We start from the raw sequence: 25,510 nt of genomic DNA on the forward strand, positions 1-25,510 counted from the left end.
GTGTGCTACTTCCTCGAGGTCGCGGCGGTGGTCTGATCGGCGGGGGCGGCTGGTGCCGGCGGGGCGGGCTCGGGCAGGCGGTCCGCGGCGTGCGGGGCGATGGCGCGCAGGGCCTGCAGCAGGGCGGGGGTGTCCGCGGCGCGGCGGGTGCGCAGCCCGGTGTCCACGAGCAGTCCGCCCAGGTCCCAGGTGATCACAGCCAGCCCGTCCTTCTCCACGAACTTCCCGGCCATCCCGGATTCTCGGCGCAGCACCCGGATCGCCTCGGCGGGCACCCACAGGTCCTCGGCGCCGTCGCGCACGATGATCAGGCCCTCGGTCAGGACCAGGGCCTGCCCGTCGGCGCGCGCGCCCAGCCCGTGGACCGCGATCCGATCCAGCCAGTCCCCCGCGCGGGTGGTGCTGACGTACTGGGCGGGGCAGGCGAAGGAGGCCTGCGCCCCGTCGAGGCGCTCGGGCACCGGGGCGGGCCGGGCGATCCCGGACTGCCGGTCCCGGCGGTGGCGCCAGCCCAGTCCGATCAGCCCGAGCACGATCCCGGCCAGCAGCAACGAGGAGAGCAGGGTCAGCAGGTGGTGGAAGGTCATGCGCGCGCCCCCTCAGCCTCCGGGGTGCGGGGGGTCGCCATGCGCCCGTCCAGGACGGTCGGGTGGCCCTCCCAGACGGTGGCCATGACCCGCCCGGGCAGCTCCAGGCCGCGGTAGGGCGAGTTGCGGCCCTTGCTCTGGTGCTCCTCCGGGACGACGATGCGCCGGGCCTGCGGGTCCACCAGCACGAGGTTGGCCGGCTCCCCCACCGCGATCGGACGGCCCTGTCCCGGGATGCGGGCGATACGCGCGGGGTCGGCGGACATGATGCGGGCGACGTCGGCCCAGGTGATCAGCCCGGTGTCCACCAGGGTCTGCTGGACCACGGACAGAGCGGTCTCCAGACCCGTCATGCCCATCGCCGCACACGCCCACTCGCACTCCTTGTCCTGCACCGGGTGCGGGGCATGGTCGGTGCCGATCACGTCGATGGTCCCGTCGGCCACGGCCGCGCGCAGGGCCTGGACGTCCTCGGCAGTGCGCAGCGGGGGGTTGACCTTGTACACGGGGTCGTAGGTGCGGGCCAGCTCGTCGGTGAGCAGCAGGTGGTGCGGGGTGGCCTCGGCCGTGACGGCGATGCCGCGCTGCTTGGCCCAGCGCACGATCTCCACCGAGCCCTTGGTGGACAGGTGGCAGATGTGCACCCGGGAGCCGACGTGCTGGGCGAGCAACACGTCCCGGGCGATGATGGACTCCTCGGCCACCGCGGGCCAGCCGGCCAAGCCGAGCTCCGCGGAGACCGCGCCCTCGTTCATCTGGGCCCCGTCGGTCAGCAGCGGCTCCTGGGCGTGCTGGGCGATCACCCCGTCGAAGGCCTTGACATACTCCAGGGCCCGGCGCATCAGCACCGGGTTGTGTACGCACTTTCCGTCGTCGGAGAACATCCGCACCTGCGCGCGGGAGTCGGCCATCGCGCCGATCTCGGACAGGCGCTCACCCTGCAGACCCACGGTCACCGCCCCGACCGGTCGAACCTCGACCCAGCCGGCGTCCTGGCCCAGCCGCTGGACCTGCTCCACGACCCCGGCGGTGTCCGCGACGGGATCGGAGTTGGCCATCGCGCAGACCGCGGTGTAGCCGCCGGCGGCGGCCGCCCGGGTCCCGGTCTGCACGGTCTCGGCGTCCTCCCGGCCGGGTTCGCGCAGGTGGGTGTGCACATCCACCAGCCCGGGCAGCAGCACGAGGCCCTCGGCCTCGATCACCCGGGCGGACTCGGGGGCGGTCAGGTTCTCGCCGAGCTCGGCGATGCGCCCCTCGCGCACCAGCACGTCCACGGTCTGCTCGCCCAGCAGGCGGGCGTCTCGGATGAGGATCGCGGCGTCGGTCATGGTGTCCTTTCCGGTGCCCTCAGGCACGATCGGCCTCCGGGTCCCCGGTGGCCCCGGCGGGGTCCGGGGCGCCGGTGAGCAGGTGGTAGAGCACGGCCATGCGCACGGAGACCCCGTTGGCCACCTGGCGCAGGACCAGGGAGCGCGGGGAGTCCGCGGCGTCGGCGCTGATCTCCAGGCCCCGATTCATCGGCCCCGGGTGCAGGATCGCGGTCTGCGCCCCGCGGGCGCTGAGGCCGGCCAGGCGCTCGGGGCTGAGTCCCCAGAGCCTCGCGTACTCCTCGGAGCTGGGGAAGAAGGCCGCGTGCATGCGCTCGCGCTGAATGCGCAGCAGCATCACGGCGTCCGGGTCCTGGGCCAGGGCCTCGTCGAGGTCGTAGCTGACCCGCACCGGCCAGTCGTCGATGCCCACCGGCAGCAGGGTCGGCGGGGCGACGAGGGTGACCTGCGCGCCCAGGGTGCTCAGCAGCCACACATCGGAGCGGGCCACCCGGGAGTGCAGGATGTCGCCCACGATCACGATGCGCATCCCGGCCAGGTCCGTGCCCTGGGCGCCGGTGCCGGTCAGCTCGGCGCGACGCTGGCGCAGGGTCATCGCATCCAGCAGCGCCTGGGTGGGGTGGGCGTGGGTGCCGTCCCCGGCGTTGACCACCGGGGCCTGGATCCACCCGCTGGTCGCCAGGCGGGCCGGGGCGCCGGAGGCGGGATGGCGGATCACGACGGCGTCGGCGTTGATGGCCTCCAGGGTCTGGGCCGTGTCCTTCAGGGATTCGCCCTTGGACACGGAGGAGCCCTTGGCCGCGAAGTTGATGACGTCGGCGGAGAGCCGCTTCTCCGCGGTCTCGAAGGAGATGCGGGTGCGGGTGGAGTCCTCGAAGAACAGGTTGACCACGGTGCGCCCGCGCAGGGCGGGCAGCTTCTTGACCTCGCGGGAGCCGACCTCCCCCATCCGGTCCGCGGTGTCCAGCAGGGCGATGGCCTGCTCGCGGGTCAGGGAGCGGGTGTCCAGCAGGTGCCTCATGCCCGGGCCTCCCCCGCGCTCGGCGCCGTCTGCGGGCCCGGGCGCGGCGGGGCCGGGTCCAGCAGCACGCAGTCGCTGAGATCCCGCTCGTCCTTCCCGCTCAGCGCGGGGGCGGCGTCGGTCTCGGCGAGGAAGACCCGCACGGATTCGGCGGCGGCGGTGGGCAGGTTCTTGCCCACGTGGTCCGCGCGGATCGGCAGCTGCCGGTGGCCGCGGTCGGCGAGCACGGCCAGGCGCACCAGGGCGGGGCGGCCGTAGTCGGCCAGGGCGTCCAAGGCGGCGCGCACGGTGCGCCCGGAGTACAGGACGTCATCCACGAGAACGACGCGGCGTCCGTCGATCCCCAGGCCCGGCAGGCGGGTGGCTTCGGGGGTGCGGGAGGTGCCGGTGCGCAGGTCATCCCGGTACATGGTCACGTCCAGCTGCCCCAGGGCCGCGGCCGGGTCGAAGGCGGGATCGATGCGGTGCAGGCGCTGGGCCAGGCGCCGGGCCAGCGGATACCCGCGGCGGGGGATGCCGAGCAGCACGAGGTCCTCGGCGCCCTTGTTGGCCTCCAGGATCTCGTGGGCGATCCGGGTCAGGGCCCGGTCGATGTCGGCCGCGTCCAGGATCACCCGGGCTCGCGGCGAGACCCTCGGGGGGTCCTCTCGGTTATGCTGATCGGTCATGGACTCGGCCTCCTTCCCCGCCTCACCGGACGGGAGCTTAAAGGGTGCTCTGCTGGGCTCGAACCTACCACAGGAGCCTGGACGCGCCGAGGCCGCCCGGACGCGATCGGTCCGGGCGGCCTCGGCGGGTGCTCAGGCCAGCAGGGTCGGCTTGACCTTCTGCAGCCGGCCCAGCAGCCCGTTGACGAACCGCGGGGAGTCATCCGTGGAGTGGGTGCGGGCCAGGCCCGCCGCCTCGGAGACGGCGACGGCGTCGGGGACGTCGTCGTTGTACAGCAGCTCCCAGGCCCCGATGCGCAGGATCGCCCGGTCCACGGCCGGCATCCGGTCCAGCGTCCAGCCCTTAGAGTAGGTCTCCAGGGCCTCGGCGATCTCCTCGTCGTGCTCGAGGACCCCGCGCACGATCCGCTCGGAGTAGTCGGAGATCAGGGCCGAGGTGTGGGCGCGGCGCCGACGCAGCACCTCGAGGGTGTCCTCGCCGCGCGAATCGGCTTCGAACAGCACTTCCAGGGCGCGCACGCGCGCCTTCGTCCGGGAGTTCACTCGTTGACGCGGCCCAGGTAGTCGCCGCTGCGGGTGTCGACCTTGACGCGGGTGCCCTGCTCCACGAACAGCGGCACCTGGATCTGCGCGCCGGTCTCCAGGGTCGCGGGCTTGGTGCCGCCGGTGGAGCGGTCGCCCTGCAGGCCGGGCTCGGTGTAGGTGATCTCCAGGACCACCGACGGCGGCAGCTCGATGTACAGCGGCGTGCCCTCGTGGAAGGCCAGCGTGGCGTTCTGGTTCTCCAGCATGTAGTTCGCGGCATCGCCCACGACGGCGGCGGGGACGGTGACCTGGTCGTAGGTCTTGTTGTCCATGAAGACGTAGTCCTCGCCGTCCTGGTACAGGTACTGGTACTCGGAGCGGTCCACCGTGGTGATGTCCACCTTGGCGCCGGCGTTGAAGGTCTTGTCCACGACCTTGCCCGTGTTGACGTTGCGCAGCTTGGTGCGCACGAACGCCCCGCCCTTGCCCGGCTTGACGTGCTGGAACTCGATGACGCCCCAGAGGTTCCCGTCCAGGTTGAGGATGGTCCCGTTCTTGATGTCGTTGGTCGTTGCCACGGACACTCCTTCTCGGTTCGTACTGCTCTCGCCGCATCCGGGGACGCGCGGGAGGGCGCATCCGTGCGGCGGCGGATCAGGTGCCATTGTATCGCCTCCCCGGCCCGCTTCCCCCGTGGCGCGGTCGGCGGGGGCCTCCTCAGGCCTCGGCGATCTCCTGGTAGGTGGCGAACAGCAGGGTCTCGTCCGGGACCTCCATGATCCGCGGGCGGGCGATCCCGTCGAGGACGACGAAGCGCAGCAGATTGCCGCGGGTCTTCTTGTCCCGGTGCATGGCCTCCAGCAGCCGCGCCCAGCGATCCGCCCGGTATCCGGTGGGCAGGCCCAGGGATTCCAGGATCGCGCGGGTGCGCTGCACGACGGCCGGGTCCAGGCTGCCGGCCGCGGCGGACAGCTCCGCGGCGAAGACCATGCCCACCGCGACCGCCGCCCCGTGGCGCCACTGATACCGCTCGGCCAGCTCGATCGCGTGCCCCAGCGTGTGGCCGTAGTTGAGGAACTCCCGCCGCCCGGTCTCGCGCAGGTCCTCGGAGACGATCTCGGCTTTGACCCGCACGGCCCGCTCGATCAGCTCCCGGATCACCGCGGACTGGGAGTCGCGCAGCTGCTGCGGGTGGGCCTCCAGGAGCTCGAGGATCTTCGGGTCGGCGATGAACCCGCACTTGACGACCTCGGCCAGCCCGGTGAGCAGCTCGTTGACGGGCAGGGTGCGCAGGGTGCCCAGGTCGCACAGCACGGCCGCCGGCGGATGGAAGGCCCCGACGAGGTTCTTACCCTCGGCGGTGTTGATCCCGGTCTTCCCGCCCACCGCGGCGTCGACCATGCCCAGCAGCGTCGTGGGCAGGTGCACGACCCGCACCCCGCGCAGCCAGGTCGCGGCGACGAAGCCGGCGAGGTCGGAGACCGCTCCCCCGCCCACCGAGATCACGACGTCGGAGCGGGTGAAGTCGTTCTGCCCGAGCACCTGCCAGCAGAAGGCCGCGACCTGCGCGTGCTTGCCCTCCTCGGCGTCGGGGATCTCCGCGGAGAAGGCCTCGTATCCGGCGGCGCGCAGATCGCTCATGACCAGCTCGCCGGTGGAGCGCAGGGCCCGCGGGTGCACGATCAGGGCCCGGCGCACCCGGGGGCCCAGGATCCCGGGCAGCTCGCGCAGCAGGTCATGGCCGATGAGCACCTCGTAGCTCTCGCCGGGACGCTGACCGGTCACGGGGATCCGGGTGATCGGCTCGGGTTCGCCGCTGGGCTGGCTGCTCATCGCTGCTCCTTCCCGGCCGCGCGGGCCAGGTGCTCGTGGATCTCATCGGCCAGGGTGACAAGGTCCCGGTGCCCGCGGGCGTCCACGACCAGGTCCGCCAGCCGCTCGTAGGTCTCGTGGCGCTGGGCGTACATCTGCCGCCAGCGCTGCAGGGGGTGTCCGGCCAGCAGCGGCCGGTCCCCCTCCGTCCGGATCCGCTCCGCGACGGTCTGCTCGTCCACCAGCAGGTAGACCACGGTGGTCTCGGCCAGCAGGCGGGCCACCGCCGGAGTCATCGGCGCGCCCCCGCCCACGGAGACGATCGCGCCGACGCTGTCGGGATCCGCGAGGATCTCGCCGATCGCGGCGGCCTCCAGGCGCCGGAAGTGGGCCTCGTCGTGGTGGGCGAAGATCTCCGGGATCGTGCCCTGGGCGGCGACGATGCGCGCGTCGGAGTCGATGAGCCGGTAGCCGTGGCGGGTGCGCAGCGTCTGTCCGACGGCGGATTTGCCGGCGGCCATCGGCCCGATCAGCACGACGGGCCGGGGGTGCACGGCGGCGTCGGGTGCGGTCGGGACCTCGCTCATGCGCGGGGGTCCCGCCCGTCGCCCACGGTGCGCAGGGAGGCCGGGATCGCGGCCAGGTAGGCGTCCTTGTTGCACGCGGTCTCCGCGATGGAGTCCCCGCCGAACTTCTCCAGGTACGCGTCGGCCAGCACCAGGGCGGTCATGGCCTCCGCGACGACCCCGGCGGCCGGCACGGCGGCGACGTCGGAGCGCTGGTGGTGGGCCCGGGTGGGTTCGCCCGTGGTGGTGTCCACGGTGCGCAGGGCCTTGGGCACGGTCGCGATCGGCTTCATCGCCGCGCGCACCCGCAGCAAGTCCCCGATGCTCATCCCGCCTTCGATGCCCCCGGCCCGGTTGGAGGTCCGGTGCGCGGCGCCCTCGGCGTCCGGGACGATCTCGTCGTGGGCGGCGGAGCCGCGCCGGGCGGCGGTGCGGAAGCCGTCGCCGACCTCGACCCCCTTGATCGCCTGGATGCCCATCAGCGCTCCGGCCAGGCGCGCGTCCAGGCGCCGGTCCCAGTGCACGTAGGAGCCCAGCCCGGGCACCAGCCCGTAGGCCAGGACCTCGACGATGCCGCCGAGGGTCTCCCCGTCCTTGTGCGCGGCGTCGACCTCCCGGACCATCGCCTCGGAGGTCTGCGGGTCGGCACAGCGCAGGGGATCCGCGTCCAGGGTCGGCGTGTCCGCCGGCACCGGGGCCGGGTGGCCCTCCGGCAGACTCACCCCGCCCAGGGCGACGGTGTGGCTGACCAGCTGCGCGCCGAGGCTGTCCAGGATCTGCGCGGCGACCACGCCCAGGGCCACGCGGGTCGCGGTCTCGCGCGCGGAGGCCCGCTCCAGCACCGGGCGGGCCTCGTCGAAGCCGTATTTCTGCATGCCGGTGAGATCGGCGTGGCCGGGCCGGGGACGGGTCAGGGGCGCGTTGCGGGCCCTGCCCTCCAGCACCGCCGGGTTAACGGGGTCCGCGGACATGACCTCGGTCCACTTGGGCCACTCGGTGTTGGCGATCTCCACGGCCACGGGCCCGCCCTGGGTCAGCCCATGGCGCACGCCGCCGAGGATGCGGACCCGGTCCTCCTCGAACTTCATCCGCGCCCCGCGCCCGTAGCCCAGACGGCGCCGGGCCAAGGCCTCGCGCAGCTGCCCGGTGGTCAGCTCCACGCCGGCGGGCACCCCCTCGATGATGCCGACGAGCGCCTCGCCGTGGGATTCTCCTGCGGTCAGCCAGCGTAGGGTCACCTGGTCACGTTCCTTCGTCTCGTCTCGGCGAACCCGCCCGGCCGTGCATGGGGCACGGTGCCGGGCGGCGTCATCGGGGGTCGTCCCATTCTCCGCGGGCGCGGGCTCCGGCCGCAAGCGCCTGCCGGTGCGGGTCCTCTCGGTGCGGCGCTCACCCGTCCTCGGAGGGCGCGGTCTCGGTCAGCCCATCCAGAGTATGCACCGGCACGGGCTCCCGGACGGGAGCGGGCAGCCCGATCGCCGCAGCCATGGCCTCCAGGACGGTCTGCTGGTGCGGAAGCGGGCGGTCCAGAGGCAGGCCGAGGAACAGCTTGACCTGGTCCACCGCCTGGTGCAGCAGCATGTGCGCCCCGGAGGCCACCCGCGCCCCCCGCTGCTGCGCGCGCTCGGCCAGGACGGAGGGCCAGGGATCGTAGGAGACGTCCAGCAGGCGCAGCCCGGACAGGTCCCCGCTCAGCCGCCGGGCGTGCGGGTCGAAGGCGCGGGCCGGCAGGGTGCACACGGCCGTGCCGATCCCGTCCAGCTCCGCCGGGCAGTCTTCCAGGGGACGCATCCGCAGCCGCAGCCCGAGCCGCTCGGCCGCCGCGCGCAGCTCGCGGGTGCGGGAGGCGTCGCGCACGTACACGAAGGTCTCCTCCCAGCCCATCAGCCGCAGCGCGGCCGCGGCGGCCGTCGCGGTCCCGCCGCCGCCGATGACGGCCGCGGGGGCGACCGGTTCCGGGTCAGCGGGCCCGAGGTCGCGCAGGGCGTTGACGATGCCGGCGACGTCGGTGTTGTGCCCGAGCAGGCCCCGGGCCGCCCCGTCGGCGCCCCGCGACGCGGCCGCGACCGTGTTGACCACCCCGACGGCGCGGGCGAACGGGGTCAGCGCGGAGACCGCCCGGGCCGCGTCGGCCTTCAGGGGCATGGTCACGGAGTAGCCGCGCCATCCGGGCTCGGCCGCGGCGGCCAGCCGGGCCCCCAGCTCGGACCGAGGCGTCTCGAGACGCCGGTACCGCACGGCTGCGCCGAGCTCGCGGTAGGCGGCCGCATGCAGGTCCGGGGAGAGGCTGTGCCCGACCGGACTGCCCAGCACCGCCGCCCATGCGGCTGGGTCCGGTTCCTTCGGGGGCTCCGGGCTCACGAGCACTTGCCCTCGTGATCCGAGCACCAGCTCTGGTACTCCTCCACGTTCTTCTGATGCTCCGCGTAGGTCTTGGCGAACTTGGTCTCGCCGGTGTCCAGGTTGACCGTGACCCAGTAGTAGTAGTCGTTCTTCTGGGGGTTCTGCGCGGCCTGGATGGCCTTCAGTCCCGGCGAGCCGATGGGCCCCTCGGGCAGGCCCTTGTTGGCGAAGGTGTTGTACTTGTTGGAAGCGTCTTGCTTCTGCTCCGCGGTGATCTGGTAGGTCTTCTCCCCCAGCCCGTAGGCCACGGTCGCGTCGGACTGCAGGTACCCGTTGGTCTCCCCGCCGGGGTTGTCGATGCGGTTGTGGATCGCCCCGGCCACGGCGCGGTAGTCCTGCGGGGTGGCCTCGAACTCGAGGATCGAGGCGATGGTCAGCACGTCGAAGGTGTGCTGGTCCCCGGTGACCCCGGCGCTCTTCAGATCCGCTTTGGTCTTATCCACCATCTCGCGGATGATGTCCTCGGCGGTCGCGTCGGTCTTGAAGCGATACTCCCCCGGGTGCAGGTAGCCCTCGAGGGAGGGGAACTGCGAGGGGATGCCGAACTTCGCCGGGTCCTTGTCCAGCTGCTCGAATTCCGAGACGGGGATGCCGGTGCCGTCGGCGAGGGCCTTGAAGGCCTCGTCCTTGCGCAGGGTCTGGTTGATCGCGACGTAGTGCACCGCTTCCCCACCGGTGCCCAGCAGGGCGTCCACGGCGGCCTCGGAGCTCATCCGCTCCTGCAGCTGGAAGGTGCCGGGCTGGATGAAGGAGCCGTCGGACTTCTCCTCGTAGACGTCCACGAAGCGGCCCGCGTCGGCCACCACGCCCTTGTCCTCCAGGCCCTGGGCGATCTGCTGGTTGGTCTCCCCGGAGCTGACGGTGAAGGTCACGGCCGTGCCGTTGCCGTCCCCGTCGTAGTCCTTGGCCTGGAACAATCCGAGCTTGGGCCCCACGATCGCCCCGGAGACCACCAGGGCCAGGACGAAGACCAGCACCGCGGCCACCAGGGACTGCTGGCGCCGTTTCCGGCGTCGCCGGGCCTGCTCCGGAGTGATGTCCTCGTCCTCCACCCGCAGCCCGAGGACCCCATCGCGTCGGTCCGCGTCGCTGGGCGCGAGGATGTCGTGCAACCCGGCCTCGTCCTCGGACGAGGTGGGGCGTCGGCGTGTCGAGTCGTCGCTCACGCGGGATCTCCGTTCTGCTCGGGCCTCGGCTCCGAGGTCGGATCGAGGTGCTGGGACCGGGCGTCCTCGCGCGGCACGGTGAGCGCTTCCACACGATACCCGGCCACGGCGCGATCGGCCTTCAGGGCGTCCAGGCTCTGCTGCAGGATGGCCACGGCCGCGACCTGGTCCACCATGGTCTTGAACCGGCGGGAGGAGACCCCCGCCTCGTGCAGGGACCGCTGGGCCGAGACGGTGCTCAGCCGCTCATCGACCAACCAGACGGGGATCTCGCGTCCCTCGGCGGCAAGCTCCGCCACCAGGCCGGAGGCGTAGTCCTCGGCCATCTGGGTGGAGGCCGAGGAGCCCCCCGACAGGGTGCGGGGCAGCCCGACGTAGACCTCGGCGACCTCGTGGATCTCCAGCAGGCGGCGCAGTACCCGCCGATCGGAATCCGTGTTGAGGTTGCGCTTGAGGGTCTTCAACGGGGTCGCGAGGATGCCGTCCGGATCGGACAGCGCCAGGCCGACGCGGGCGTTGCCCACGTCGACGCCCATCCGCACGCCTCGGCTGAATCCCATTCCCGTGTCCTCCCGGCCCGTGGTGCGGCGGCTACTTCGCCGCGGTCGCGATCTGGCCGGCGACGGCCTCCAGGGCCTCGGCGATCTTGGCCGGGTTCTGACCGCCGCCCTGGGCCAGATCATCCTTGCCGCCGCCCCCGCCGCCGAGGATCCCGGCGGCGGTGCGCACCAGCTGACCGGCCTTGATCCCGGCGTCGCGGGCGCCCTGGTTGGTGGCCACGACGATCACGGGATGGCCCTTGGCCTCGGCGGCCACCGCCACCACGGCCGGGTCCTCCCCGAGCCGGTGGCGCAGATCCGTGGCCAGGCCCCGGGCGTCGTCGGCGGGGATCTGCCCGGCGTCGTGGGTGAGCACGCGGATCCCGGAGATCAGCTCGGCGGACTCGGTGAGCTTGCCGGCCTCGGCCTGCAGCTTCTCCCGGCGCAGCTTCTCCAGCTCCTTCTCCGCGGACTTCAGCTTCTCCAGGGTCTGACCGATGCGCTCGGGCAGCTCGGCGGAGGACTGGACCCGCATCAGGGAGGTGAGCTGGTTGACGAGGGTGCGCTCGGCGGCCAGGTGGTTGAAGGAGTCCAGGCCCACCAGGGCCTCCACGCGCCGGTTCCCGGAGCCCACGGAGGCCTCCGAGAGCAGGGACAGGGAGCCGATCTCCGCGGAGGACCCGACGTGGGTCCCCCCACACAGCTCGCGGGAGAAGTCCCCGTTGATCTCCACCACGCGCACGATGTCCCCGTACTTCTCCCCGAACAGGCTCATCGCGCCCATGGCCTTGGCCTCGGCCAGCGGCATCTCGCGGGTGATGACCTCGTAGTTGTCGCGGATCGCGGTGTTGGAGACCTCCTCGACCTCCGCCTGCACGGATTCGGACAGCCCCTCGTTCCACGCGAAGTCGAAGCGCAGGTAGCCCTCCTTGTTGAAGGAGCCGCGCTGCACGGCCTCGGGGCCCAGCACCCGGTGCAGGGCCGCGTGCACGATGTGCGTGCCGGAGTGGGCCTTCTCGGCGTCCTTGCGCCGCTGCACGTCCACCTGGGCGACCGCCGCGGCACCCGCGGGGACCTCGCCCTCGGTGACGACGCCGCGGTGAACGCTCAGGCCCTTAACCGGCTGCTGCACGTCCTTGACGCGGATCGAGAAGCCGTTGCCGGAGATCGTGCCGGTGTCGGCGGCCTGACCGCCGGCCTCGGCGTAGAACGGGGTCTCATCCAGCACCAGGTCGATCTCCTGCCCGGCCGAGGCGGCCGGAACGGTGGCCCCGCCGACCAGGATCGCGCGGATCGCGGATTCGGTGCGCAGCTGGGTGTAGCCGGTGAACACGGAGCCGCGCTCGTCGGCCAGCTGGCGCAGCACGTGCAGGTCCGCGTGCCCGCCCTTCTTGGCCCGGGCATCGGCCTGGGCGCGGTGACGCTGCTCCTCCATGAGCTCGCGGAAGGAGGCCTCATCCACCGAGACCCCGGCCTCGGCGGCCATCTCCAGGGTCAGGTCGATGGGGAAGCCGTAGGTGTCATGCAGGGTGAAGGCGTCCTCGCCGGTCACGGCGTGGCCTTCGGCCTTGGCCGCGGTGACGGCCTCGTTGAGCCGGCTGGTCCCGGACTCGATGGTGCGCAGGAACGCCTTCTCCTCGGCGTAGGCGACCCGGGAGATGCGCTCGAAGTCCCGCTCGACCTCGGGAAACGCGCCCTTCATGGCGTCGCGGGAGGCCGGCAGCAGCACGGGCAGGCAGGCCTCGGTGACCCCGAGCAGGCGCATCGCGCGGATGGCGCGGCGCAGCAGGCGGCGCAGGATGTAGCCGCGGCCCTCGTTGGAGGGGGTCACCCCGTCGCTGATCAGCATGAGGGAGGAGCGGACGTGGTCGGCGACCACGCGCATGCGCACGTCGTCCTCGTAGCCGGGGTCCTTCGCGGACTCCGAGCCGGAGTAGCGCTTGCCGGACAGCTCGGCCGCGGCGTCCAGGACGGGGCGGACCTGGTCGGTCTCGTAGAAGTTCTCCACGCCCTGCAGGAGCATGGCCAGGCGCTCCACGCCCAGGCCGGTGTCGATGTTCTTCTTCGGCAGCTCCCCGAGGATCTCGAAGTCGTCCTTGCCGATGCCCTCGCCGCGCTGGAACTGCATGAACACGAGGTTCCAGATCTCGATGTAGCGGTCGTCGTCGGCCGCCGGCCCGCCCTCCTTGCCGTAGGCGGGGCCGCGGTCGTAGAAGATCTCGGAGTCCGGGCCGGCGGGGCCGGGCTGGCCGGTGGACCAGTAGTTCTCCTTCATGTCCATCCGCTGCACCCGCTCCGCGGGCACCCCGACCTCGCGGGTCCACAGGTCGTAGGCCTCCTGGTCTCCCTCGTAGACGGTGACCCACAGCCGCTCCGGGTCCAGGCCGTAGCCGCCCTCGGAGACCGGGGAGGTCAGCAGGTTCCAGGCCCACGGGATCACCTCGGCCTTGAAGTAGTCGCCGAAGGAGAAGTTCCCGGCCATCTGGAAGAAGGTACCGTGCCGGGCGGTCTTGCCGACCTCCTCGATGTCCAGGGTGCGGATGCACTTCTGCACGGAGACCGCGCGGGAGTACGGGGCGGTCTCCTGGCCGAGGAAGTAGGGGATGAACGGGACCATGCCGGCGATGGTGAACATCGAGCCGGGCGCGTTGGAGACCAGCGAGGCCGAGGGGACCACGGTGTGGCCTCGTTCGGCGAAGTAGTCGGTCCAGCGCTGGGAGATTTCCTGGGAGAGCATGCTCAGCGGTCGTCCTTCTCGGTGGGGCTCGTGGTGGTCTCGGCGTCGTGGGCCTGCGGGGGCGGCGCGGCGCTGACGTCTCGGGGTGCGATGTGCTGCGGCGGCTGCGGCGGCAGGGGCCGGTCCCAGCTGTCCAGGGAGCCGGGGCGCAGGTCCCGCTGCTGGGCCGCGTAGCGGCGGTTCAGCTCGGATTCCTTCTCCGCCATGCCCTGCTTCACGGTCGCGGCGAAGCGCACGGCCTTCAGGGCCCCGGCGCGCAGCGGGGCGGCGGCGGAGGAGCTCCAGAAGCGGGCCATGGCGTTTCCTCCCGGGCTCGGGGTCTGCTCGGACAGCGCGGAGGGCCCGCGCAGCACCAGCTCGCGTCCGGTGCGCACGACGGCGGGGCCGCGGCGGGCCGCGAAGTATCCCGCGGCCGCACCGGCCAGGGTCAGTGCGGCCTTGGACCAGAAGCTCATGCGCTCTCCTCCGTGGGGCCTGCGGGATCGGCGGCCTGGGTCTCGCCGTCGCGGCCGCGGAAGGCCTTGCGCACGCCGTAGGAGAAGGAGGCGACCTTGATCAGGGGCTGGCCGACCGTGGAGGCGACCAGGCTGGACAGGGCGGAGACGTTCGCGGAGGCGTCGGAGACGTTGTCGGTGATCCCGTCCACCTTCTCCAGCTGGGTGTTGGTGGTGGCCACCGTGCGGGTGACCTCGTCGATCAGCGGGCCGGTGCCCTCGTTGAGCTGGCGCACGGTCACGCGCAGCTCATCGAAGACCCGTCCGAGCTTGACGATGGGCAGGGCCAGCAGGGCCACCAGCACGGCGAAGACGCCGGCGGCGATGAGCCCCGCGATCGATCCGACCGTCATGTGCGCAACCGTCTCCTCGCAGGTGGTGGTCAAAGGTGTGCTGCGGCGGTCCGGGCAGGACCGCCGGGTCCCGGCGTCGTGACCGAACCGTGACCGTTTCCAGCCTAGGTTATCAGCAGGTCCGACGCGCTCCCCCGGTCCTCGGCACGGGGCGGGAACGGGGACGGCCCGCGACGCGGGCTGCGTCGCGGGCCGTCTCCCGTGGGGATCGGGCTACGCCATGCGGGCGTAGTACTCGACCACCAGCTGCTCCTCGCAGGTGACGGGGATCTCGGGGCGCTTGGGGGCGCGCTCGAGCTTGGCGTGCAGCTTGTCGATCTCGACGTTCAGGTACGGCGGGGTCGGGGGCAGCACGTCCTGGTTGGCGCCGGTGGCGGCCACCTGGAAGGGGTCCATCTTCTCCGAGCGCGGGTGCACGTGGATCAGCTGGCCCGGCTTCACGCGGAAGGAGGGGCGGTCCACGCGCACACCGTCGACCATGATGTGACGGTGCACGACCATCTGGCGGGCCTGGGTGATGGTCCGGGCGAAGCCGGAGCGCAGCACCAGGGCATCCAGGCGGGTCTCGAGCTGCTCGACCAGGTTCTCACCGGTCTGGCCCTCGGTGCGCTTGGCCTCGGCGTAGGCGCGGCGCATCTGCGCCTCGCGGATGTTGTACTGCGCGCGCAGACGCTGCTTCTCGCGCAGACGCACGGCGTAGTCGGAGTCCTGCCGACGACGGGCGCGCCCGTGCTGGCCGGGGCCGTAGGGGCGGCGCTCGAAGTACTTCTCGGCCTTCGGGGTCAGCGGGATCCCGAGGGCGCGGGACTTGCGGACGAGGTTGCGCGCCCGCTTGGTCTTGGTGGTAGTAGCCAAGGATTGCCTTTCATGCGGTTGGCGCGGGCTCAGCGGGAGCCCGCCCCATTTGTTCTGGTGTCAACTGGCCTCCGGGATCCGCGCACGGTTTTGCGCGGCGGAGAGCGCGGGTCAGCCGCTACCCTTGCTGCCACCGCGGTCGGTGATCATCCCGGGGGTCGGGATGCGTTTCGTCCACGGCGTGCCAGACAGCGCCCCACTCTACGGCACGCGGGCCGGGCTGTCAGGTCACCGGGCCGACCGGGCGAGGGTGCCTCTGGTCACGGCGTCCCGCCCGCGTCCCCGCCCGCTCGGGGTCGGCGGCCGCGCAGGATGTCGCGCAGGATCCCCAGTCGCCGCTTCACGGTCCGCTCCGCCCCGTACTCAGTGGGCCGGTAGTACTGGGCGTCGCGCAGGGTGTCCGGCAGGTACTGCTGGGGGGCCACGGCGTGGGGCACGTCGTGCGGGTAGACGTACCCCTTTCCGTGTCCGTGGGCGGCGGCCCCGCCGTAGTGGGCATCGCGCAGGTGCGGGGGCACGACGCCGGAGCGCCCGGCGCGCACGTCGGCCTGCGCGGCGTCGATCGCCCGGATGACGGCGTTGGACTTCGGGGCGGTGGCCAGGTGGATCACGGCCTGGGCGAGGTTGATCCGGGCCTCGGGCAGCCCGATCAGCTGCACCGCCTGGGCGGCGGCCACCGCGGTCTGCAGCGCGGTGGGATCGGCCATGCCGATGTCCTCGCTGGCGTGGACCACGATGCGCCGGGCGATGAACCGCGGGTCCTCCCCCGCCTCGATCATCCGGGCCAGGTAGTGCAGGGCGGCGTCCGGATCCGAGCCGCGGATGGACTTGATGAACGCGCTGATGACGTCGTAGTGCTGATCCCCCGCCCGGTCGTAGCGCAGCGCGGCCCGGTCCGTGGCCTCCTCGGCGTGCGCCGCCGTGACCACCACGGCGGCGGGTTCGGCCCCCGGCTGCGTCGCCTCCGCGGCCTCGTCCCCGGCCTCCTCGCCGACCGGTTCGGCCCGGTCGTGTGCGGCCTCGGCGTGGCCGAAGGCGACGGCCGCGGCGGCCTCTAGGGTGGTCAGGGCCCGCCGGGCGTCCCCGGAGGCCAGCTGCACCAGGTGATCCCGGGCCTCCTCCTCCAGCGTCACGGTCCCGTTGAGCCCGCGCGGATCGGCGACGGCCCGGTCGATCAGCGCGGCGATGTCCGCGTCCTCCAGCGGGGTGAGGGTGACCAGCAGGGAGCGGGAGAGCAGCGGGGAGATCACCGAGAAGCTCGGGTTCTCGGTGGTCGCGGCCACCAGCACCACCCAGCGGTTCTCCACCCCGGGCAGCAGGGCATCCTGCTGGGCCTTGGTGAAGCGGTGGATCTCATCCAGGAACAGCACGGTGGTGATGCCGTGCAGGTCCCGGTCATCCAGGGCCTGCTCCATCACCGCGCGCACATCCTTGACCCCGGCGGTGATCGCGGACAGCTCCACGAACTTCCTCCCGGAACCGCGGGCGATGACGTGGGCGATGGTGGTCTTGCCGGTGCCGGGCGGGCCCCACAGGATCACGGAGCTGGGTCCGGCCGGGCCGGCGTCCTCCCCGGCGAGCACCCGCAGCGGGGAGCCGGGCTTCAGAGCATGGGCCTGCCCCACGATCTCCTCGACGGTGCGCGGGCGCATCCGCACCGCCAGCGGGCTGCGGGCGCCGGCGGACCGGCCGTTCGCAGGGCCGGGGGCGGGCGTGCGGGATCCGCCGCGTCCGGTACGCCCGCGGGCGGGGGCGGCCGCGGCGTCGTCGTCGCCGAACAGGGACTGGGTCATGGTGAGGGCTCGGCCTTCCCGCCGGTCACAGGTCCGCGGTGTCCAGGATGAGGGTGACCGGCCCGTCGTTGGTCAGCTGGACCCGCATGTGCGCGCCGAAGCGCCCGGTGGCCACGGTAGCCCCGAGATCCCGCAGGGCCTGCACGTAGGCGTCGACGATCGGCTCGGAGGCGGGCCCGGGGGCGGCCGCGGACCAGGAGGGGCGCCGGCCCTTCCGGGCGTCCCCGTAGAGGGTGAACTGGCTGACGGCCAGGATCGGGGCGTCCAGGTCCGCGCAGGAGCGCTCCCCGTCCAGCAGCCGCAGGCGCCAGGTCTTCTCCGCGAGCTTGGCTGCCTCGTCGGGTCCGTCCCCGTGGGTCACGCCCACCAGGGCCAGCAGGCCCGGGCCCTCGATCGCGCTCACGACCTCGGGCTCTCCCCCGTCCTCGGGGACGACCGTGACTTCGGCGGTGCTGACTCTCTGCAGGACGATGCGCATGGTCCCACCGTAGCCGACGGCGCCGAGCTCACCTCCGTCGAGACCGCACGAAACGGCCGAGACCGCACCCGTCGGGCGCGGTCTCGGCCATGATGTGCGGTCTCGGCGGGTTCGCCGACGTCGGTCAGTCCTTCGCCGGCTCCGGCTTCGCGTCCACCCCGGTCTCCTTGCGCTGCTGCGCGGTGATCGGGGCGGGGGCCGCGGTCAGCGGGTCGTAGCCGTTGCCGGTCTTCGGGAAGGCGATGACCTCGCGGATGGAGTCCGTGCCGGCCAGCAGGGCCACCACGCGATCCCACCCGAAGGCGATGCCGCCGTGCGGGGGGGCGCCGTACTTGAAGGCCTCCAGCAGGAAGCCGAACTTCTCCTGCGCCTCCTCCTCGGAGATGCCCATGACCTGGAAGACCCGCTCCTGCACGTCCCGGCGGTGGATGCGGATGGAGCCGCCGCCGATCTCGTTGCCGTTGCACACGATGTCGTAGGCGTAGGCCAGGGCCGCACCCGGGTCCTGGTCGAAGGTGTCCAGGAACTCCGGCTTGGGCGAGGTGAAGGCGTGGTGCACTGCAGTCCACGCGGAGTGGCCCAGGGCGACGTCGCCGGACTCCTCGGCGTCGGCGGCCGGCTCGAACAGCGGGGCGTCCACGACCCACACGAAGGCCCAGTCGCCGTCCTTGATCAGCCCGGTGCGGTGCCCGATCTCCACGCGGGCCGCGCCCAGCAGGGCGCGGGAGGCCTTGGCCTCGCCCGCGGCGAAGAAGATGCAGTCCCCGGGCTCGGCACCGGTCGCGGCGGCCAGGCCCTCGCGCTCGGCGTCGGTGATGTTCTTGGCCACCGGGCCGGTCAGGGTACCGTCCTCCTGGACCAGCACGTACGCCAGGCCCTTGGCCCCGTGCTGCTTGGCCCACTCCTGCCAGGCGTCCAGGGTGCGCCGCGGCTGGGAGGCCCCGCCCGGCATGACCACGGCCCCCACGTACGGGGCCTTGAACACGCGGAAGGTGGTGTCCTGGAAGTACTCGGTCAGCTCGGTCAGCTCCAGGCCGAAGCGCAGGTCCGGCTTGTCCGAGCCGTACTTCTCCATGGCTTCGGCGTAGGTCATCCGGCGGATGGGGCGGGGCACCTCGACGTCGATCAGCTTCCACAGGGCCGCGACGATGCGCTCCCCGAGGTCGATGACGTCGTCCTCCTCCACGAAGGAGGCCTCGATGTCCAGCTGGGTGAACTCGGGCTGGCGGTCCGCCCGGAAGTCCTCGTCCCGGTAACAGCGGGCGATCTGGTAGTACTTCTCGATCCCGCCGACCTGCAGCAGCTGCTTGAACAGCTGCGGGGACTGCGGCAGGGCGTACCAGGAGCCCGGGGCCAGGCGGGCCGGGACGACGAAGTCGCGGGCGCCCTCCGGGGTGGAGCGGGTCATCGTGGGGGTCTCCACCTCCACGTAGCCGTCCTCGTGCAGCAGCTCGCGGGCGGTGCGGTTGGCCTCGGAGCGCAGCCGCATGATCTTCGCCGGCTCCGGGCGGCGCAGGTCCAGGTAGCGGTGGCGCAGCCGGGCCTCCTCACCGACCTCCACGTGCTCGTCGATCTGGAAGGGCAGGGGGGCCGCGGTGTTGAGCACCTCGGTGGAGGCCACCTCCACCTCGATCTGCCCGGTCACCAGGTTCGGGTTCTCGTTGCCCTCCGGGCGGGCGCGCACGGTGCCGGTGACCTGCAGGACGTACTCGTTGCGCAGCGCGTCGAAGTCGGCCTCGTCGTGGAAGACGCACTGGGTGATGCCGGTGCGGTCCCGCAGGTCCACGAAGGCCACCCCGCCGTGGTCGCGGCGTCGGGCGACCCAGCCGGCCAGGGTCACGGTCTCTCCGATGTTCTCGGCGGTCAGCTCGCCGAGGGTGTGGGTGCGCAGCACGGGGGTTACGGCCTTTCGGTGGGGTGCGTGCCGGACCGCGCGCCGGCCCCGAGGGGGACGGCGTACGGGACGGCGGGTTCTGGTGATCGAGTCTATCGCGCGGGCTCACGCCCCGCCCGGGAGGGGCAGCGCTCGGCTCAGTCTGCGGCGGGGGCGGTGACCTGGGGGGCGAGGTCCGTGGCCGGGGGCATCCAGGTCGCGGGATCGGCCGGCACCTGCTCGCCGGAGCGGATGTCCTTGACCTCGTGGGTCGGGTTCCCCTGCTCGTCGCTGCCGGTGAACCAGACGTAGGGGATGCCGCGGCGGTCGGCGTGGCGGATCTGCTTGCCGAACTTCGCCGCCTGCGCGGAGACCTCGGTGGGGATTCCGCGGGCGCGCAGCTGCTGGGCGACGTCCTGCGCCGCGGACCAGGTGTCCTCGTCGGTCAGCGCCACGTAGACCGCGGTGGGGACCTTGCGGCTGGCCGCGGCCAGGTGCTGGGAGAGGATGCGGGCCACCAGGCGGGTGACCCCGATGGACAGCCCGACGCCGGGGAAGGTGCGCTTGCCGTCCGAGGCCAGGGATTCGTAGCGCCCGCCGGAGCAGATGGAGCCGAGCTCCTCGTGTCCGACCAGCACGGTCTCGTAGACGGTGCCGGTGTAGTAGTCCAGCCCGCGGGCGATGGACAGGTCCGCGGTGACCTGGCCCGGGGCGCGCTTGGCGGCCTGGCCGACGACCTCGGCCAGCTCCGCCAGGCCCTCCTCCAGCAGCGGGTCCTGCACGCCCAGGGCCCGCACCCGGTCCACGAAGGACAGATCCTCCGCGGTGATCTCCGCCAGGGCCAGGGCCTTGCCGACCTGCTCCTCGGTGGCCCCGAGCTCCTCGCGCAGCAGGTTCCCGACGGCTTCCGGGCCGATCTTGTCCAGCTTGTCGATGCTGCGCAGCACCCCGGCGGTGTCGGTGAGCCCGATGCCGCGGTAGAAGCCCTCGGAGAGCTTGCGGTTGTTGGCCCGCATCCGGAAGGCCGGCAGCGGCAGGGCGGACAGGGCGTCCACGATGACCAGGGCGAGCTCGACGTCGTAGCGGAAGGGCAGGGCGCCGTCGCCGACGACGTCCACATCGGCCTGGGTGAACTCCCGGTACCGGCCCTCCTGGGGCCGCTCCCCGCGCCAGGACTTCTGGATCTGGTAGCGCTGGAAGGGGAAGTCCAGGTGCCCGGCGTTCTCCACGACGTAGCGGGCGAAGGGCACGGTCAGGTCGAAGTGCAGGGCCAGGCGGTCCTTGGCCCGGCGCTCCGGGGCGGGTCCGTCCTCCTGCAGCCGGGAGACGGCGTAGACCTCCTTGTCGATCTCGCCCTTGCGCAGCAGCTGCTCCTGGGTCTCCATCGAGCGGGTCTCGATGTTGGAGAAGCCGTGCAGCTCGAAGGTCCGGCGCAGGGTGTCCAGCACGTGGTTCTCCACCACCCGCTCCTCCGGCAGCAGCTCCGGGAAACCTGACAGGGACGCCTTGCGGGCCATGGGCCTCTCCTCCACGGGGTTCGGGGTCGACACCGCGCGGATGGGCCGCGCGCCCCACCACTGTACCGCCGGCGCGCACCGGGCACGACGGCGCCGGACCCGTCACGGGGCCTCGAGGATTCTCCGCGTGATGCACGCGACAGATATATTGGAGGGATGCGCCCCACCGATGATCACTCGCAGCCCGCCTCCGCACCGCGCGACGCCGCGGCCCCCGACTCCTCCGCGCCGAACGCCTCTGCGTCGGAGTCCACCGCTCCGAAACCCGCTGCGCCGAAGCCGGCCGCGCCGAAGCCCTCGGCCCTGCGTCGCGGTCCCGCCCCGCGGCCCGCGGCGACGCCGGGTGCCCGCCCCGCCGCCACGACCCCGGTGCACGCGCCCTCCACCGAGGATCCCGCGGCCCTGGCCGAGGCCGCCTCCCACGGCAGGGTCCGCGAGGACGGGCAGGTCGTCGTCGTGGTGGCCGGCGAGGAGGTGCCGGTGGGCGCCTACCCGGAGGCCGGACCCGAGGAGGCGCTGCACTACTTCGCCCGCAAGCACCTGGAGCTGCTGGCCCAGATCGCCCTGCTGGAGGGGCGGGTGCAGCGCGGGGCCGGCGCCCAGGAGGCCCGCCGCGCCCTGGCGACCCTGCGCGAGCAGGCCGCGGCCCGGCGCACCGTCGGGGATCTCGCCGCCCTGGACGCGCGGCTGGAGGAGCTGCACACGCGCATCGATGCCCTGGAGGCCGAGCAGCGGGAGACCGCCCAGCGGGCCCGGGAGGAGGCCGTGGCCGAGCGGGAGCGGATCGTCGCCGCGGCCGAGGAGGTGGCCGCCCAGGATCCGCAGACCCTGCACTGGAAGGATTCCAGCACCCGGCTGAACCAGCTGTTCGACGCCTGGAAGCAGGCCCAGCGCACCCAGCGGCTGCCCAAGTCGCAGGATGACGCCCTGTGGGCCCGCTTCCGGGCCGCCCGCTCCGGGTTCGAGCGAATGCGCAAGGAGCACTTCTCCGACCTCGATCAGCGCAACGCCCAGGCCGTGCGCATCAAGGAGGGGCTGATCGCGGAGGCGGAGGCCCTGCAGGGGTCCACCGACTGGGGCGAGACCTCCGGGCGGTACCGGGAGCTGATGCAGCGGTGGAAGCAGGCCCCGCGCGCGGCCCGCCGGGAGGACGACGCCCTGTGGGCCCGCTTCCGGGCCGCCCAGGACGTGTTCTTCGCCGCCCGCACCGCCGCAAACGAGCAAACCGAGCAGGAGTTCCGGGAGAACCTGCGGGTCAAGGAGGAGCTGCTTCAGCGGGCGCGGGCGGTGCTGCCCGTGCAGGACCCGGAGCGGGCCAAGGCGCAGCTCGCCCCGATTCTGGAGGCCTGGGACGAGACCGGGATGGTCCCGCGCACGGACTTCCGGCGCATCGAATCCGAGCTGCAGAAGGTGCAGAACGCCGTGGCCGAGGCCGAGCAGCGCGAGTGGGAGCGCTCGGACCCGGAGACCCGGGCCCGGGCCGATTCCATGCTGGGTCAGCTGCGCGAGACCATCGCGCAGGAGGAGCGCGCCCTGGCCGAGGCCGAGCAGGCCGGGGACGAGCGCCGGGCCCGCCAGGCCCGGGAGGCCTTGGAAACCCGTCGGGCCTGGCTGGCGCAGCTGGAGGCCGCCGACCGGTAGCCGCACCGGCCCCGTTATCCACAGGGGGCCGGTCCGAGGCAGCGGGCGGGCCGCGACGGCGTGTTCGATGGTGGCATGAGCGCCACCGTCATGGACCCCCGACGCCTCTGGATGATCTCCGGGCTGCTGCCTCCCCGCCAGCTGCTGTGCGAGGGGGTGGATCTGAGCCCCGGGGAGGCCTCCGCCCTGGACGCCCGGGGGCTGCTGCACCCCCTCATGCCGGGCCTGTGGAGCCCCCGTTGCCCGGATCCGCTGCTGCGTGCCTGGGCGGCGGGGCTGCACCTGCGCCCGGGGACACGGGAGCAGGCGGTCATCTGCGGGCTGTCCGCCGCGTGGGTGCACGGCGCGGCCGCGGCCCCGCGCACCCTGGAGATCGCGGCGGCCCGCGGGGCCCGGCGCCTGCACCCGCTGGAGCTGCTGCACGTGCAGCGGCGGTACCTGCGGCACACCCGCTACGAGGATCAGCGCATCGGCCCCGTGCGGGTGAGCACGCCGCTGCGCACCGCGGTGGACCTGACCCGGGGTCCCCTGAGCCCCGCGGCGCGCTCGGCGCTGGCCACCCTGATGCTGCACCCGCGCCTGCGGGTCAGCCCCGAGGCGATCGCGGTGGCGCTGCGGGCCCAGCCCCGGCTCAGCGCGAGGGACCGGGCCCTGGCGACCCTGCGGGAGGTCGCAGGCGCGCTGCCCCCGCCCGACGCCGCCCGATCCGACGCCGCGCCGGAGATCACGGAGCCGGGATCACCGAACCGGACTCATCGGTCCGTGATCACTGGTCCGGCGCGGGGCGGGAGCCGGTGATGCGGTAGACGTCGTAGACGCCGTCGATGTTGCGCACCGCGGTGAGCACGTGGTCCAGGTAGCGGGGGTCCCCCATCTCGAAGGCGAAGCGGGAGATCGCCAGCCGGGAGACGTTGGTGTGCACCGTCGCGGAGAGGATGTTGACCTGGGACTCGGAGAGCACCCGGGTGACGTCCGAGAGCAGGGAGCGCCGGTCCAGGGCCTCCACCTGGATCTCCACGAGGAACACCGAGGAGGAGGTCGGCGCCCAGCGCACGACGATCCGCCGCGGGTCGTCCTGGGCTCCCCGCATGTTCGGGCAGTCCACCCGGTGCACGGAGATGCCCTTGCCCCGGGTCACGATCCCGATGATCTCGTCCGGGGGCACCGGGGTGCAGCAGCGGGCGAGTTTGGTGAACACGTTGTCCGCGCCCTCCACGATCACCCCGGAGTCCCCGAACTGCGGGCGGGAGCGGGTGGTGATGGAGGTCTCCTCGGCGAGGTCCTCCTCGGTGCCCGCGCGCCCGCCCAGCAGGTCCACCAGGCGGTCGATGACGTCCTGGGCCTTGATCTGCCCCTCGCCGACCGCTTCGTACAGGGCCGCGACGTCGGACTTGCCGTGCTCCTCGGCCACCGAGACCAGAAGCTGGGAGGTCAGCAGCTTCTGCAGGGGCAGGCTGTGCCGGCGCATCGAGCGGGTCAGGTTGTCCTTGCCCTTCTCGATCGCCCCCTCGCGGCGCTCCTTGGTCAGGTAGTGGCGGATCTTGGTGCGGGCCCGGGGGCTGGCGACGAACTTCAGCCAGTCCTCGCTGGGTCCGGCGTCCTCAGCCTTGGTGGTCAGCACCTCCACCCGGTCCCCGTGCTGCAGCTTGGAGGACAGCGGCACGAGCTTGCCGTTGACCCGCGCGCCGATGGTGTGGTCCCCCACCTGCGTGTGGATCGCGTAGGCGAAGTCCACGGGGGTGGAGCCGGCCGGCAGGGAGAGCACGTCCCCGGCGGGGGTGAAGACGAAGACCTCCTGGGCGTTGACCTCGTAGCGCAGGGAGTCCAGGAACTCGGAGGAGTCCTGGGTCTCGGACTGCCAGGACATCAGCGACTGCAGCCACTTCATGCCCTCGGCGGACTCCTCCGTGCGGGCATCGCGGCCCGTGGCCTCCCCGCGGGCGGCGGCCTTGTACTTCCAGTGCGCCGCGATGCCGTATTCGGCCTTCTGGTGCATGTCGTGGGTGCGGATCTGCACCTCCACGGCGCGTCCGCTGGGCCCGATCACCGCGGTGTGCAGGGACTGGTAGGTGTTGAACTTCGGCACGGCGATGTAGTCCTTGAAGCGCCCGGGCAGGGGCTTCCACTTCTCGTGCACCACCCCGAGGGCGGCGTAGCAATCCCGCACGCTGTCCACCAGGACGCGGATCGCCAGCAGATCGTAGATCTCGTCGAATTCCTTGTCCCGCAGGATCATCTTCTGGTAGATGGAGTAGTAGTGCTTGGGCCGCCCGGTGACCTGGCAGTCGATGCCGGCGGCCTCGAGCTCCTCGATCACCCCGGTGCGGATCTGCTGCAGCTGCTTCTCCCGCTGGGGGGTCCGGTCCCCCACCATGCGCACGATCTCGTCGTAGATCCGCGGCTCCAGGGCCGCGAAGGAGAGGTCCTCCAGCTCCCACTTGATGGTGTTGATGCCGAGGCGATGGGCCAGCGGGGCGAAGATCTCCAGGGTCTCCTTGGCCTTCTTGGCCGCGGACTCCGGGGAGACGAAGCGCCAGGTCCGCGCGTTGTGCAGCCGGTCCGCGAGCTTGATGACCAGCACCCGGATGTCCTTGGCCATGGCGATGACCATCTTGCGCACGGTCTCCGCCTGGGCGTGCTCGCCGTAGGTGACCTTGTCCAGCTTGGTCACCCCGTCCACCAGCTCGGCGACCTCCGCCCCGAAGTCCTCGGTCAGCTGCTCCAGGGTGTAGTCCGTGTCCTCCACGGTGTCGTGCAGCAGCCCCGCGATCAGCGTGGCCCCGGAGGCCCCGAGCTCGGCGAGGATCGTCGTGACCGCGACCGGGTGGGTGATGTACGGGTCCCCGGACTTGCGCTTCTGCCCGGTGTGGCACCGGTCCGCGACCTTGAAGGCCTTCTCGATGCGCCCGATGTCCTCCTGCGGATTGTGCTGCATCACGGTGCGCAGCAGGGGCACGAGCACCGGGGAGATGGCCGGCAGCTGGCTGGTCAGGGTGCCGGCCCCCGGTTCGAGCTTCTTCAGGGTCGGGAAGGATCGGCGCACCGGGGTGCGCGCGGACGCGGACATGACCCGGTGGGTCCCGTGGCCCTCGCCGTCGTGCTGTGTGCTCACATCGGCCTCCTCGCGCCCGCCTGCGGCGGGTCCCGTCTGTGT

The 25,510-nt window shown here is 72.5% G+C and carries 23 protein-coding genes; 2 read left to right on the forward strand and 21 right to left on the reverse strand.

The window, feature by feature from the left end:
* Positions 1-5: 5 nt before the first annotated feature.
* From KKR01S_RS05830 to hisS, 20 genes are all read right to left on the reverse strand, one after another.
* A complete protein-coding gene (locus KKR01S_RS05830; RefSeq protein WP_064725354.1) occupies positions 6-587 on the reverse strand; it encodes a PH-like domain-containing protein in 582 nt (193 codons plus the stop codon).
* Complete coding sequence (locus KKR01S_RS05835; protein ID WP_061225530.1) at positions 584-1,915, reverse strand: dihydroorotase; 1,332 nt, start codon at positions 1,913-1,915, stop codon at positions 584-586. The genes KKR01S_RS05830 and KKR01S_RS05835 overlap by 4 nt, the downstream gene beginning before the upstream one ends.
* Before the next feature lie 19 nt (positions 1,916-1,934).
* Complete coding sequence (locus KKR01S_RS05840; protein ID WP_061225531.1) at positions 1,935-2,936, reverse strand: aspartate carbamoyltransferase catalytic subunit; 1,002 nt, start codon at positions 2,934-2,936, stop codon at positions 1,935-1,937.
* Positions 2,933-3,604, reverse strand: coding sequence for a bifunctional pyr operon transcriptional regulator/uracil phosphoribosyltransferase PyrR (gene pyrR, locus KKR01S_RS05845; RefSeq protein ID WP_058731422.1), 672 nt, complete (start codon positions 3,602-3,604; stop codon positions 2,933-2,935). The genes KKR01S_RS05840 and pyrR overlap by 4 nt, the downstream gene beginning before the upstream one ends.
* A gap of 132 nt (positions 3,605-3,736) precedes the next feature.
* Complete coding sequence (nusB, locus tag KKR01S_RS05850; protein WP_058731423.1) at positions 3,737-4,147, reverse strand: transcription antitermination factor NusB; 411 nt, start codon at positions 4,145-4,147, stop codon at positions 3,737-3,739.
* Entirely contained in the window at positions 4,144-4,707 is a 564-nt protein-coding gene (gene efp / locus KKR01S_RS05855) for an elongation factor P (RefSeq protein ID WP_058731424.1), read from the reverse strand. Before efp ends, nusB begins: the two co-directional genes overlap by 4 nt.
* A 139-nt stretch (positions 4,708-4,846) precedes the next feature.
* Entirely contained in the window at positions 4,847-5,962 is a 1,116-nt protein-coding gene (gene aroB, locus KKR01S_RS05860; protein ID WP_058731425.1) for a 3-dehydroquinate synthase, read from the reverse strand.
* Positions 5,959-6,528 carry a shikimate kinase gene (locus tag KKR01S_RS05865; protein ID WP_058731426.1) on the reverse strand — a complete coding sequence of 190 codons (570 nt, stop codon included), beginning with the start codon at positions 6,526-6,528 and terminating at the stop codon, positions 5,959-5,961. The genes aroB and KKR01S_RS05865 overlap by 4 nt, the downstream gene beginning before the upstream one ends.
* Entirely contained in the window at positions 6,525-7,745 is a 1,221-nt protein-coding gene (aroC, locus tag KKR01S_RS05870) for a chorismate synthase (protein ID WP_061225532.1), read from the reverse strand. The genes KKR01S_RS05865 and aroC overlap by 4 nt, the downstream gene beginning before the upstream one ends.
* A gap of 151 nt (positions 7,746-7,896) precedes the next feature.
* The gene (locus tag KKR01S_RS05875; protein WP_064725379.1) at positions 7,897-8,868 is read right to left on the reverse strand and encodes a shikimate dehydrogenase family protein; all 972 of its coding nucleotides are present in this window, start codon (positions 8,866-8,868) and stop codon (positions 7,897-7,899) included.
* On the reverse strand, positions 8,865-10,076 hold the full coding sequence (gene mltG, locus KKR01S_RS05880) for an endolytic transglycosylase MltG (RefSeq protein WP_058731429.1): 1,212 nt from the start codon (positions 10,074-10,076) through the stop codon (positions 8,865-8,867). Before mltG ends, KKR01S_RS05875 begins: the two co-directional genes overlap by 4 nt.
* Positions 10,073-10,636, reverse strand: coding sequence for a Holliday junction resolvase RuvX (gene ruvX / locus KKR01S_RS05885; protein WP_061225534.1), 564 nt, complete (start codon positions 10,634-10,636; stop codon positions 10,073-10,075). Before ruvX ends, mltG begins: the two co-directional genes overlap by 4 nt.
* A 31-nt stretch (positions 10,637-10,667) precedes the next feature.
* Entirely contained in the window at positions 10,668-13,352 is a 2,685-nt protein-coding gene (gene alaS, locus KKR01S_RS05890) for an alanine--tRNA ligase (RefSeq protein WP_058731431.1), read from the reverse strand.
* A gap of 2 nt (positions 13,353-13,354) precedes the next feature.
* On the reverse strand, positions 13,355-13,807 hold the full coding sequence (locus KKR01S_RS05895) for a hypothetical protein (protein WP_058731432.1): 453 nt from the start codon (positions 13,805-13,807) through the stop codon (positions 13,355-13,357).
* Positions 13,804-14,199: a DUF948 domain-containing protein gene (locus KKR01S_RS05900; RefSeq protein ID WP_058731433.1), complete on the reverse strand. Its 396-nt coding sequence runs from the start codon at positions 14,197-14,199 to the stop codon at positions 13,804-13,806. Before KKR01S_RS05900 ends, KKR01S_RS05895 begins: the two co-directional genes overlap by 4 nt.
* Positions 14,200-14,412: 213 nt before the next feature.
* Positions 14,413-15,054: a 30S ribosomal protein S4 gene (rpsD, locus tag KKR01S_RS05905; protein WP_058731434.1), complete on the reverse strand. Its 642-nt coding sequence runs from the start codon at positions 15,052-15,054 to the stop codon at positions 14,413-14,415.
* Between the two features lie 260 nt (positions 15,055-15,314).
* A complete protein-coding gene (locus KKR01S_RS05910; RefSeq protein ID WP_061225535.1) occupies positions 15,315-16,847 on the reverse strand; it encodes a replication-associated recombination protein A in 1,533 nt (510 codons plus the stop codon).
* A 25-nt stretch (positions 16,848-16,872) separates the two neighbouring features.
* A complete protein-coding gene (gene dtd, locus KKR01S_RS05915) occupies positions 16,873-17,325 on the reverse strand; it encodes a D-aminoacyl-tRNA deacylase (protein WP_061225536.1) in 453 nt (150 codons plus the stop codon).
* 124 nt (positions 17,326-17,449) lie between these two features.
* Positions 17,450-19,219, reverse strand: coding sequence for an aspartate--tRNA ligase (gene aspS / locus KKR01S_RS05920; RefSeq protein WP_058731437.1), 1,770 nt, complete (start codon positions 19,217-19,219; stop codon positions 17,450-17,452).
* 137 nt (positions 19,220-19,356) lie between these two features.
* Positions 19,357-20,715 (reverse strand): histidine--tRNA ligase, encoded by a 1,359-nt coding sequence (gene hisS / locus KKR01S_RS05925; protein ID WP_058731438.1) that lies wholly within the window; start codon positions 20,713-20,715, stop codon positions 19,357-19,359.
* Between the two features lie 156 nt (positions 20,716-20,871).
* On the opposite strand from hisS, the gene KKR01S_RS05935 reads away from it, so the two are divergent.
* Entirely contained in the window at positions 20,872-22,356 is a 1,485-nt protein-coding gene (locus KKR01S_RS05935) for a DUF349 domain-containing protein (protein WP_081101592.1), read from the forward strand.
* 75 nt (positions 22,357-22,431) lie between these two features.
* Positions 22,432-23,154: a hypothetical protein gene (locus KKR01S_RS05940; RefSeq protein ID WP_058743458.1), complete on the forward strand. Its 723-nt coding sequence runs from the start codon at positions 22,432-22,434 to the stop codon at positions 23,152-23,154.
* On the opposite strand, the gene KKR01S_RS05945 is transcribed toward KKR01S_RS05940, so the two are convergent.
* Positions 23,123-25,423: a RelA/SpoT family protein gene (locus tag KKR01S_RS05945; RefSeq protein ID WP_081101597.1), complete on the reverse strand. Its 2,301-nt coding sequence runs from the start codon at positions 25,421-25,423 to the stop codon at positions 23,123-23,125. The two genes, KKR01S_RS05940 and KKR01S_RS05945, sit on opposite strands and share 32 nt — an antisense overlap.
* Positions 25,424-25,510 lie beyond the last annotated feature (87 nt).

The sequence above is a fragment of the Rothia kristinae NBRC 15354 genome, from assembly GCF_001570865.1.
Taxonomy (GTDB): domain Bacteria; phylum Actinomycetota; class Actinomycetes; order Actinomycetales; family Micrococcaceae; genus Rothia; species Rothia kristinae.